The sequence below is a fragment of the Actinoplanes hulinensis genome, assembly GCF_019429605.1.
Lineage (GTDB): Bacteria > Actinomycetota > Actinomycetes > Mycobacteriales > Micromonosporaceae > Actinoplanes > Actinoplanes campanulatus.
Map to the genome: position 1 here is coordinate 1 of NZ_JAHXZI010000018.1, position 11,251 is coordinate 11,251.

10 protein-coding genes are annotated in these 11,251 nt (G+C 70.3%); 4 read left to right on the plus strand and 6 right to left on the minus strand.

Annotated features, from left to right (window positions below):
* Positions 1 to 332 precede the first annotated feature (332 nt).
* Both KZ829_RS30245 and KZ829_RS30250 read left to right on the plus strand, forming a co-directional pair.
* A complete protein-coding gene (locus KZ829_RS30245) occupies positions 333 to 1,067 on the plus strand; it encodes a nucleotidyltransferase domain-containing protein (protein WP_220147297.1) in 735 nt (244 codons plus the stop codon).
* Positions 1,068 to 1,326: 259 nt separating this feature from the next.
* Complete coding sequence (locus KZ829_RS30250; RefSeq protein WP_308285723.1) at positions 1,327 to 1,659, plus strand: YbaB/EbfC family nucleoid-associated protein; 333 nt, start codon at positions 1,327 to 1,329, stop codon at positions 1,657 to 1,659.
* A 114-nt stretch (positions 1,660 to 1,773) separates the two neighbouring features.
* On the opposite strand, the gene dnaB is transcribed toward KZ829_RS30250, so the two are convergent.
* Complete coding sequence (dnaB, locus tag KZ829_RS30255; protein ID WP_204296544.1) at positions 1,774 to 3,219, minus strand: replicative DNA helicase; 1,446 nt, start codon at positions 3,217 to 3,219, stop codon at positions 1,774 to 1,776.
* A 524-nt stretch (positions 3,220 to 3,743) separates the two neighbouring features.
* Between dnaB and KZ829_RS44185 the strand changes: the two genes are divergently transcribed.
* On the plus strand, positions 3,744 to 7,274 hold the full coding sequence (locus KZ829_RS44185) for a hypothetical protein (RefSeq protein ID WP_220147298.1): 3,531 nt from the start codon (positions 3,744 to 3,746) through the stop codon (positions 7,272 to 7,274).
* A gap of 71 nt (positions 7,275 to 7,345) precedes the next feature.
* Here KZ829_RS44185 and rplI read toward each other — a convergent pair whose 3' ends face one another.
* The 5 genes from rplI to KZ829_RS30285 form a co-directional block, all read right to left on the minus strand.
* Complete coding sequence (rplI, locus tag KZ829_RS30265; RefSeq protein ID WP_043529634.1) at positions 7,346 to 7,795, minus strand: 50S ribosomal protein L9; 450 nt, start codon at positions 7,793 to 7,795, stop codon at positions 7,346 to 7,348.
* A gap of 14 nt (positions 7,796 to 7,809) precedes the next feature.
* The gene (rpsR, locus tag KZ829_RS30270; RefSeq protein WP_007073789.1) at positions 7,810 to 8,049 is read right to left on the minus strand and encodes a 30S ribosomal protein S18; all 240 of its coding nucleotides are present in this window, start codon (positions 8,047 to 8,049) and stop codon (positions 7,810 to 7,812) included.
* A 40-nt stretch (positions 8,050 to 8,089) separates the two neighbouring features.
* A complete protein-coding gene (locus KZ829_RS30275) occupies positions 8,090 to 8,653 on the minus strand; it encodes a single-stranded DNA-binding protein (protein WP_183226521.1) in 564 nt (187 codons plus the stop codon).
* 64 nt (positions 8,654 to 8,717) lie between these two features.
* Positions 8,718 to 9,008 carry a 30S ribosomal protein S6 gene (rpsF, locus tag KZ829_RS30280; RefSeq protein WP_183226522.1) on the minus strand — a complete coding sequence of 97 codons (291 nt, stop codon included), beginning with the start codon at positions 9,006 to 9,008 and terminating at the stop codon, positions 8,718 to 8,720.
* 294 nt (positions 9,009 to 9,302) lie between these two features.
* Positions 9,303 to 10,325, minus strand: coding sequence for a hypothetical protein (locus KZ829_RS30285; protein ID WP_220147299.1), 1,023 nt, complete (start codon positions 10,323 to 10,325; stop codon positions 9,303 to 9,305).
* 128 nt (positions 10,326 to 10,453) lie between these two features.
* Here KZ829_RS30285 and KZ829_RS30290 point away from each other — a divergent pair, with 128 nt between their 5' ends.
* On the plus strand, positions 10,454 to 11,230 hold the full coding sequence (locus KZ829_RS30290) for a deoxyribonuclease IV (protein ID WP_183226524.1): 777 nt from the start codon (positions 10,454 to 10,456) through the stop codon (positions 11,228 to 11,230).
* The last annotated feature ends 21 nt before the right edge of the window (positions 11,231 to 11,251 follow it).

Genomic DNA, 11,251 nt, shown 5'->3' on the forward strand with positions numbered 1-11,251 from the left:
GCCGCCCGCGCTGTCCGGTCCGGTGGGCGCTCACGTCGCGCCGTCCGTGTGCCCGGCCTGCCGCTATGACGCGGGCGGGCGACCACGGGAACCGTAACGTGTGCGCTGGCCGGCGCAAACGAGCCGGCGGAACGGACAGCGGACCGATTGACCAGCAGGGTCAGCTCTGTCTCGAGGCCGTTGAAACAGCTCTGGGAGCCAGCCGGACAAGATCGATCACGGCGCCACGGGCCACCCTGGAATGAACACGCCCCATCACCCAGCTCGGTCCGGCTTGGGCTGCCTGGGTAATGGGGGTGCCTCGTTGTGAGGGTTGTGCCACGGTGTGGGTCATGTCTGGTGATCGGCCGGTGGATGTGGCGGCGCGGCTGGTGCGGGAGCGGTTCCCGGGGGTGCTTGCGGCCTTTCTCGGGGGGAGTGCTCCGACCGGGCGACGGACGCCGTGGTCGGATCTGGACATCGTCGTGGTTCTGGACGGGCCGCCCGCCCCGTTTCGGGAGACGCTGCGGTTCGAGGGCTGGGTCGTCGAGCTGTTCGTGCAGACGGGCACCTCGATCGAGTACTACTGGGGTGTCGACGCCGAGCGGCGACGCACTCCGCTGCTGCGGATGGTGGCCGACGGCGTGATCCTGGCCGGTGGTGACGGCGCGGCGACGGCCTTCCAGAAGCGGGCCGCCGCACTGCTGGCGGCCGGCCCGGCGGCGCCGGACGCCGAGACGGTCGACTACCAGCGGTACCTGCTGACCGATCTGGTGGACGATCTGCGCGGCTGTACCGAGCCGGTGGAACTCGCCTATCTGGCGGCGACCCTGATGCTGGCGGCCTCCGACTTCCTTCTCCTGGCCGGGAATCGGTGGTCGGCGCGCGGCAAATGGCTGCCCCGGCGCGTCGGCGAGATGGACCCGGACCTTCCCGGACGGCTCGTGGCCGGCCAGCGGGCGGTGGTCGTGGACGGCGACCGGGAGCCGCTCATCGCCGCCGTGCTGGCTGCCCTCGACTCCGCGGGCGGACCTCTTCAAGAAGGTTTCGTGCTGTCCGGCAAAGATCCCGCCCGAAACTCAGAGTGACGGCTCCGAAGCCCCACGGCTCCAGAATGCACGTTTTGCCCGGCAAGAACTCGTCGATTTTTGCTCGCTGAATTGTCAACAGGGTGGCGTTCATCACTCTTAGTAATTACCAGACGAAGTCATATCACTACTTAAGAGTGAACTATTTCGATAGGCGTCTCTTTTCGTGTGCGTTACGAAGTTGCTGGAATACGCAACGTCGCGGATCTTGGGTATTGTCTCCTCGCCCCCCACCGTCGCGGCGAACGGAGGAAGAACCGTGACTGGAACCACCGATCACTCCCTGCGGAACGACCTGGAAGACGTCTACGGCCAGTATGAGGAGATGCGTTCCGGAGTGAACGAACTCCAGCGCAGCCTGGCCACCATGCAGGTGAGCGCCGAATCCGAGGACGGCGTCGTCCACGCCACCGTCGATGCGGACGGCCGTCTCGTCGACCTTCGCCTCGACCAGCAGGCCTGCCGGGAATGGAACGTGGAAACCCTGGCTCGCGTCATCGTGGAAACGGTCCAGCACGCCTCTGCTGGCAAATCCCGCGAGATCGAAAGTCTGGTGACCAATCACCGCAGCCCGGACAGCGAGGACCAATAGACCACGTGTCCGTAGAAGCGCGGCGCACGTCCCCACCCCGGACGAATTACGCGCCGCGCCCGGCCACTTTCTTCTTCGGGCGGCCCTACGCCCGTACCGATGAAGATGTCGTTTTCAGATCGCCATGTCGATGAAGCGCGACAGGTGCAGCTGAGCGGCCACCGTCACGGTGTCGGTGGGGCCGTTACGGTGCTTGGCCACGATGAAGTCGGCCTCGCCCGCGCGTGGCGACTCCTTGTCGTAGTAGTCGTCACGGTGCAGCAGGATGACCACGTCGGCGTCCTGCTCGATGGAGCCGGACTCACGCAGGTCGGAGAGCTGGGGCCGCTTGTCGGTGCGCTGCTCGGGGCCACGGTTCAGCTGGCTGACCGCGATCACCGGGCACTCGATCTCCTTGGCCAGCAGCTTCAGGCCACGGGAGAGCTCCGAGACCTCCTGCTGACGGCTCTCGGTCTTCTTCGGCGAGGACATCAGCTGGAGATAGTCGATCACCAGGAGCCGCAGGTTGTGGCGCTGCTTGAGGCGGCGCGCCTTGGCCCGGATCTCCATGAGGTTCATGTTCGGCGTGTCGTCCACGAAGATCGGCGCCTGACTGATCTCGCCCATCCGGCGGGCCAGCTTGGTCCAGTCGTCGTCGGAGAGCTGGCCGGAACGCAGCGTGTGCAGCGGCACCCGCGCCTCGGCGGAGAGCAGACGCATCACCATCTCGATCTTGCTCATTTCAAGCGAGAAGATGGCGCTGGCGTGACCGTGCTGGATCGCGGCGTTGCGGGCGAAGTCCATGCTCGCGGTCGACTTACCGAGACCGGGACGGCCGGCCACGATGATCAGCTGACCGGCGTGCAGGCCGTTGAGGAGGCGGTCGAGGTCCTGGAAGCCGGTGGGCACACCGGTCATCACGCCACCGGAGGCGCCGACCGCCTCGATCTCGTCGAGGGTGGGCTGGAGCATGTCGCCGAGGGCCGCGAAGTCCTCGCTGACCCGTTTCTCGGTCACGTCGTAGATGGCCTGCTGGGCCAGGTCGACGATGTCGTCCACATCGCGACCGCCGTGGCCGTTCGCGCCGTAGCCCAGCTGGACGATCTTGGTGCCGGCCTCGACGAGGCGGCGGAGGATGGCCCGCTCGGAGACGATCCGGGCGTAATAGGCCGCGTTCGCCGCGGTGGGGACGCTCTCGATCAGGGTGTGCAGGTACGGCACACCGCCGATGCGCTGGAGGTCACCGGAGTCGGCGAGGGCCGCCGCGACGGTCAGGGCGTCGGCCGGCTCGCCCCGCCCGTACAGATCGAGGATGACGTCGTAGATCGTCGCGTGGACCGGGCGGTAGAAGTCGGTGACCTTGAGGATCTCCACGACGTCCGCGATCGCGTCCTTGGAGAGCAACATGCCACCGAGGACGCCCTGCTCAGCCGCCACATCCTGGGGTGGGGCCTTGTCGTAGTTGCCGCCGCCACCGTCCTGTGGGCCCTTGCCGTTCCCGCCGCCGCCCCCGTTGAAGGAGCCGCCACCGCCCTGGGACGGCGGCCGCGACTCCGGCCTCGCGTCGTCGGTGATCGACACCCCGGACTCCCCCTCCACTCGGCCATGGCCGCTCGCACGATCGAACCGCCTCGGTACATCTCTTTCGACTGATCCGGCACCGGATCCAGTGGTTCGCTCCGACCAAAGTCCGCACGTGAGGCTGGACCACTGTACGAATCACCAACCCACCCGCCAACTGCACCGGTGGACGAGTCTCTGGACAACCTGTGGACAGCACCGGCGACTCCTGTGGGTAGCCCTGTGCACACCATGTGGATAACTCTCGGAGGCGACGAACCCGAGCAGGGGATTTGCAGTTTTGACCTGTGGAGGGCAGAAAAGGTTCTGGATCTGCGGAAATACCGGCTCGGGTGAGCAAGCCGTCGCACTGAGGCGTTGCGGTTCCGTCTCAGGCACGTCACCCTTTCCAGGTGGACCAACGGGAGTGGGACTACGGCACCCGCATGTCGCGCAGTCGGCGCGCTGCGGGGTCTTGGCCCACCCGGGAACCGGAGATCGCGGAGCCGGAGCCCCGTTGGGCCTCTCTGACCGACACCGGCAGCATGGCTCCCAGCGATGAGGCGCTGACCTGGCAGCGGCGCGCCGACGACTGGGCGCAGCAGGCCGAGATCGAGCCCTACCAGGGTGGCGGCGGCCAGGCCGTGGAGCCGGCCAACCGCTGGTCCTCCGAGGTGACCTCCACCGGGCGGCCGACCTTCCCGGCCGACGGCGTCGGCTGGCGCACCGAGACCGCCGAGTGGCGGGCCACCGGGGCGCGCTGGCGGCAGACCACCGAGTGGCGGTCGTCCACCGGGTCCCACGTGTGGCGTTCCACCACCGAGGCCTGGGAGGACGAGGAGGAGCAGCGGGCCGCCGCGGAGCGGGAGAAACCCTCCATACCCGGTACGGCGTGGCCCACCCCCGAGTTGGAGGCCGAGACGCCGTCATGGCGCCGGAGCGACCCCGACACGTCGTCGTCCTGGCGCCAGAGCGATCCGGACGCGTCGTCGTCCTGGCGGCGCACCGACGGCCCGGCCGTGACCAGCCCGGTCGAGCAGACCTGGTCGAAGAGCAACCCGTCGTGGCAGCAGCCGTCGGCGCAGACACCGAGCCGGCAGCAGCCGCAACAACCGCAGACGCCGAACCGGCAGCAGCCCTCCGCTCCGGCGCCGTCGTGGCAGCAATCCTCCGCCCCGGCACCGTCGTGGCAGCAGCCTTCCGCCCCGGCACCGTCGTGGCAGCAGCCTTCCGCCCCCGCACCGTCCTGGCAGCAGCCGCAGCAGACCCCGTCCTGGCAGCAGCCGTCCACGCAGACGCCCTCCTGGCAGGAACCCCAGCAGACCCCGTCGTGGCAGCAGCCCTCCGCCCAACTGCCGTCCCGTCGGCGGGGCGCGGAGCCCGGGGCCCCGTCCTGGAACCGTTCCGACACCCCGCCGCCGGGGGAGAACACCACTGGCATACCGCGCTGGGAGCGGACCGAGGCGCCCGGCTGGCAGCGTTCGGCCGCCGAGGACGCCCGTCACCTGGTGCGTGAGGACGACCGGGCGGCCTGGCGCCAGGAGGCGGACTACACCGAGCGGCCCACCCGGGTCGGCCGCCGCCGTGCCGCCGAGACCGGCGGCGCCCCGGCCGGTGGCACCGGCTGGACGAACGGCGCCGACGCCGACAACTGGGCCGGCCACACCGACACCGGCAGCATCCCGGCCGTCTCCGACCAGGCGCTCTCCCCGGACGCGACCACCTGGGGCGCCCGGTCCGCACCGCCGTCGCGCCGTGAGCGCGGCCGGTATGCCGAGCCCCCACCGCCACCGCCGGAGCAGCCGCCGGCACAGCGCGCCCAGCCGGAGCCCCGGCCGGGCAAGCAGCGCTACAACGCCAACCCGACGAACTGGCGCGAGGACACCGCCTCCTGGGACGCGGAACAGGACACCAGCAACTGGACCCGGGATCCGGACACCGGCCAGTGGAGCCGTGCGGAGGACGACCCACGCGTCCTCGCCTGGCGCGCCGAGGCGGCTCGTCGCGAGTCGACGAAGGAGGACGAGCCGCGCGGTGACGGCGGGCGTCCCGCACGGCGTGCGGAACCGACCGGTGGGGTGCCCGGCGGGCCGTTGCCGAGCAGCTCCGTCCCCGGCCCCTCCGAGGCCGGTGCGACCTGGCCGACGAGCGCCATGCCCGGCAGCCGTCCACGGAGCGCCCTGCCCGGGCCGATCAGCCCGGTCGACGACACTCAGGCGGGTCGGCGGCGACGCTCCGAGGAGCCGTACCCCACCGGCAGCGGCGGCCGCCGGCGTGCGCCCGAGACGTCCATGAACGAGCCGATCGGCCCGGAGGCGCGGCGGGCCCCGCAGGAGCCCTGGCGCGAACCCGACGACTATCCACCGCCCGGTGGCCGGCCGGGCCCACGGCCGCCGCAGTGGTCGGATCCCGGTGGCCAGGCGCCACGCCGGTCCGCGTACCGGGACGAGCCCTACGGTGGCGGCCGGCGTGAGCTTCCGGCCGGCAGCTCGGGTCCGTCCTACCCACAGCCGGGGCCGGGTTATCCACAGCGCTCGGAGCCGTCGTACCCGCAGCAGTCCGGGCCGTCCTGGTCCGAGCCGTCGCGCCCGGAGCCTCCGTCCTGGTCCGACCCGTCGTGGTCGGTGCAGGAACAACCACAGCGTGGCGCTCCGCCGCGCGGCGGAGCGCCGCAGCAACGGCCCTACGGCACCCCGGCGGGTGCGCTTCCGGCCGGACCGTCCGCCCCGGAGCAGCCCACCTACGGGGGTGGTCCCCGTGAGCTGCCGCCCGGCCGTTCCGGCTACGGCAGCCCGGCCGCTGAGCCGACGTCGAGCGGGCTGTCCTGGCTCGAACAGGAACGTCAGCGGCTCCAGGAACCCCAGGGCCCGGCGTACGGCGGTGCCGGCGGCCCGTCCTGGCTGGACCAGGAACGGCAGCAGCGGTCAGCCAGCGCCCCGACCTCGAGCGGCCCGTCCTGGCTGGACCAGGAACGGCAGCAGCGGTCAGCCAGCGCCCCGACCTCGAGCGGCCCGTCCTGGCTGGACCAGGAACGGCAGCAGCGGTCAGCCAGCGCCCCGACGTCCAGCGGCCCCGCCTGGCTGGAGCAGGAGCGGCAGCGGCCGGCCCAGCAGGGACCGGCCTACGGCAGCGCCCGCGCCCTGCCCGCCGGCAGTGACGCCGGGTCACGCTGGACAGATCCCGCCGGGAGCGGCGGCCCCCGGGCGCTGCCCGCCGGCGGCGGCACGCCGTCCTGGTCGGAGCAGCAGAAGCCGGCGTACGGCGGCGGCGACCTGTCCGGTCGCTGGCCGGACCCGCTGGCGGACCAGTCCGGCCGGGGTGGCTACGGCGACCAGGGCACCGGTGGTGGTTTCGGTGAGCGCCCGCCCATGGCGGACTGGCTCGCCGCCGAACGCGCCAACCGGCGCGGGGCCGACTATCGAGGGAGCGCCGGGCAGGACGGTGAGACCGACTGGCGCCAGGAGCTGTCCCGCCAGAATGATCTCGCCGAGGGCGAGTCTCGCCGTTACGACACGTCGGACTTTCCTCCCTTTCGGCCAAGCGGCTCGGCCACGGTTGCCGGAGCGTCGAATCTGGCCCTGAGCGCCACGTCAGTGATCTCAACCACCCCGGAGGGGGGCTCCCCTACCGGGGACGACACTTCGTGGCCGCCACGGCGTTCCACGGGCGCTTTCCAGGGCACCGGATCGTACGAGCGGCGGCCGATGAGCGGCGATCTCCTCGCCGGCCGCTCACCCGACCTGCTGGACCCGAATGACGACGAGGAAGAGCAGAAGGTCAGCAGCCCGCTGGCCGCGGTCGGCTACACCGTCGTGTGGTATGGCGTACCGGTCGTGCTCTTCGTCCTGGCGATGTTCCTGCTGAACAGCGGGCAGCGTTCGACCGCGCTGGACACGCTGGCCGGCGCCGCGCCCGAGTTCGGCATCGCGCTCGTGCTGAGCATGCTGGTGGCCTTCGGCCTGCGGTCGGCGACGACGGCCTGGAAGTCGCCGAGCATCGGCCTGGCGGCGGCCGTGGTGGGTGGCGGTCTGGCCACCGTGCTGAGTTCCGCCATCACCGGCAACAGCCTCAGCTAGCCGGCTGACGGCCGGGGAACACGAAAGGCGCCCCGGGCGAGCCCGGAGCGCCTTTCCGCGTAGTGCGGAGACTACTTGGCGGCCACCACGTTCACGGGGAACGTCGCGGTCACCTCGGGGTGCAGCTTGACCTGCACGTTGTACGAGCCGGTGGTCTTGATGTGACCCGGGAGCTCGAGACGACGCCGGTCGAGAGCCGGACCGCCGGCGGCCTTGACCGCGTCGACGATCTCGGCCGGGGTGATCGAGCCGAAGAGGCGGCCACCGTTGCCGGAGCGCGCCTTCAGCGTGACCTTGAGGCCGGCGAGCTGGCCCTTGACCTCGTTGGCCTGGCCCAGGTCACGGATCTCACGAGCCTCGCGGGCCCGCTTGATCACGACGACCTGCTTCTCGGCGCCCTTGGTCCACTGGATCGCGAACCCCTGCGGGAGCAGGTAGTTGCGGCCGTAGCCGTTCTTCACCTCGACGATGTCGCCGGGGGTGCCGAGGCCGGACACTTCCTGAGTGAGGATGATCTTCATCTCGGTGCCCCCTCTCAGCGCGCCGTGGCCGTGTACGGCAGGAGCGCCATCTCACGGGCGTTCTTGACCGCGCGGGCGATCTGCCGCTGCTGCTGGGAGGTCACACCGGTGACGCGGCGGGCACGAATCTTGCCGCGGTCGGAGATGAACTTCCGCAGGAGCGCGGTGTCCTTGTAGTCGATGTAGGTGATCCCGTCCTTGTCGAGCGGGTTCACCTTCTTCTTCGGCTTGCGAAGCGCCGCAGCCTTAGCCATTGCTCAAACTCCTGTTAGTGATCCTGGAAAGCCCGGAGGCTCAGAAGGGAGGCTCGTCGTCGAACGAGGAGTTGCCGCCGCCACCGCCGGAGCGGCCGCCGCCGGCCGGAGCAGCCGTGGCCCAGGGGTCGTCGAAGTCGTTGCTGTTGCCACGACCGCCGCCACTGTTGCCGCCGAACTGCCGGTTGCCGCCACCACCGCCGGAGGAGCCGAAACCGCCCCCTCCGCCGCCGCCGGACCTGCTCGCCTTCTGCACCTTCGCCGTGGCGTAGCGCAGGGACGGGCCGATCTCGTCGACCTCGAGCTCGTAGACGGTGCGCTTCTCGCCCTCTTTGGTCTCGTAGGACCGCTGGCGCAGCCGACCCTGCACGATCACCCGAGCGCCACGTGTCAGCGACTCGGCGACGTGCTCGGCGGCGTCACGCCAGATGTTGCACGCGAGGAAGAGTGGCTCGCCGTCTTTCCATTCGCCCGTTTGCCGATCCAAGGTCCGCGGCGTCGAAGCGATGCGGAACTTGGCGACCGCCGCACCCGAAGGGGTGAAACGGAGCTCCGGGTCGTCGGTCAGGTTGCCGACGACCGTGATGGTGGTTTCTCCTGCCATGAACTTCTCCTCGCCGCTTCAGTCGTTGCCGCAAAGGGTCTCAGGACCCTCTGACAAAAACGCCTCAGCGGGTCTCGGGACGGATGACCTTGGTACGCAGGATGGACTCGTTCAGCCGCAGCTGACGGTCCAGCTCGGCCACGGCCTCGGGCGTCGCCTGCAGGTCGACGACCGCGTAGATGCCTTCAGCCTTCTTGTTGATCTCGAACGAGAGCCGGCGACGGCCCCAGATGTCGAGCTTCTCCACCGAGCCACCCGCGGTCCTGATCACGTTCAGGTACTGGTCGAGCGACGGGGCGACGGTGCGCTCCTCGAGCGAAGGGTCGAGGATCACCATGAGTTCGTAATGACGCAAGACGTTCTCACCTCCTGTGGGCTATGCGGCCACGGTATTTCCGTGGCAGGAGGTCTTGTGTCGAACGCAGAAGGAAAGCCGTGGGAGAGAAGCGCCCACGGCGGACACACTGCGAACCGAGCCAGCATACCCACGCAGGCCGCCATGCCAAAAACGACGGCCCCGTCCGGGTGGACGGGGCCGTCGACGGGAGCCGCGGGGCGCCCGTCCCGATTCGTTGGGTGGGACCTGGGGAGGAACGACCACACCGATGAGGTTGGGCGCGCACGCCCCGCGGAGCTTGCAAGGACGAGCTTAGACCATATTTGTACGAGATGCACGTTGTGACGCGATTGCCCGAATCGCGGCAGTCGCCACGCCCAGAACGCAGACCAGTGCGGTCAGGCCCAGCAGGCCGAGCGGGTGTCCCTCGTCGATCCGGCCCACCGCGGCGATCGGCTCGGCGGCCGCGAAACTGCCCGTCCCGGCCGTATCGGTGGCCGGCGCCCCCGCCCCGGCCATCGTGGGCGGGGCGACGTCCTCCCGGGCCGGGGGCCGCGGCGCGGTGACGGCGTCGGGCAGGATCGTCCTCCGGTCTCCGGGCGGCATGCCGGCGAACGCGGGCGCGCCGATCCCCGTACCCCTGATGATCTTGTCTTTGATCCGCGGTGCGACGCCGCCCTGCGGCAGGGCCTGCGCCGCGATGTTCACGTTCCGCATCGCGGTGGCCGGCCTCGGGTCGGAGGGGTGACGGTCCCCCGGGCGCGCGGACTTCGGCGAGGTCCGGTCCGGGCGCGAATGCGGCGCCAGCCCATCGGGCAGGGTCGAGCCGAAGGTACGGGAGTGCGCCGGTGATCCCGGTCCGGCCGGTTTCGCCATCGTCACCCCGGCGCCGTTCCCGTCGGTGGGGGCCGGAGCCGGGTCGGACTGGGCCGTGGAGTCCGCCGGCGTGGTGGCCGTGACCAGCATCGGAACCGGATTCTCATCGAGTGGGCAGTCCGGCGTGAGCAGCACCTCGGTGGTGCCGCGCCGGAACACTACCTCGGCCGTGCCGTCCGCCGGAATGGTGCCCTTCGGTGAGCCGGCGAGCTTGAGCTGGGCGTCGTGCCCGGTCTGGTTGACGACCCGGACGACGCTGCTGGCCGGCACCGTCATCGACTCGACGCTCGGCTTCGACCCGCAGGACAGGCCGAGCATCCCACCGCCGCCGAAACTGACCTGGCGATCGTTCCCTTCGAGCTGTTCGGCACTCGCCGTCCCGTTCGTGAGCAGCGGCACGCCGAAGATCAACGCGCTCAACCCCAGCGCCGCCATCCGGTATCGGAACTGCCGCGACATGCACCATCCCCTAGTCCACCGCCGGGCGGGCCCGGCAATTCGTCAAGCGTGATCAATGAGCTAACGAGGGGCGGCGGAGGCCGGTGACGCGGCGGGAGAGCGTCGTACCCGCGTCGTAGGCTCGTTCCATGCGCATCGGAGCCCATGTCGATTCCGCCGACCCGCTGGCCGAGGCCGCCGCCCGCGGGGCCGACGCCGTCCAGTTCTTCCTGACCGACCCGCAGAAATACAACTCGCCCAAACCACGCGAGGACGCGGAGCGGATCCGGGCTTCCGAGGTGGAGGTGTTCGTGCATGCGCCGTACATCGTGAATGTCGCCTCGCCGAACAACCGGATCCGCATCCCCAGCCGCAAACTGCTGATGGCGCACGCCCGCGCCGCCGCCGAGCTGGGCGCGAAGGGCCTGATCGTGCACGGCGGGCACGTCGGCGCGGGCGCCGATCTCACCGCCGGCTTCACGAACTGGCGAAAGGCCTTCGAGTATGCGGAGAGCGAAGGCGGCCTCCCGCTCCCGGTGCTGATCGAGAACACCGCGGGTGGGGACAACGCGTGCGCCCGCCGTTTCGATGATCTGGCCCGTCTGTGGGACGAGGTCGGTCGCTTCGGGGCCGGGTTCTGCCTGGACACCTGCCATGCGTTCGCGGGCGGGGAGGATCTGACCGGCATCGTCGACCGGATCAAGTCGATCACCGGGCGGATCGACCTGATCCACGCCAACGATTCGAAGGGTGGATTCGACTCCGGCCAGGACCGCCACGACAACATCGGCAGTGGGAAGATCGATCCCGAGTTGGTGGTGGCCGCGATCCGGGCTTCCGGTGCTCCCGCCATTGTGGAGACGCCGGGCGGGGTGGAGGGGCAGACCGCCGACATCGCCCTTCTGCGGGAGCGGGCGGGCAGCTGACGTAGGGCCACCGGGAGGGTC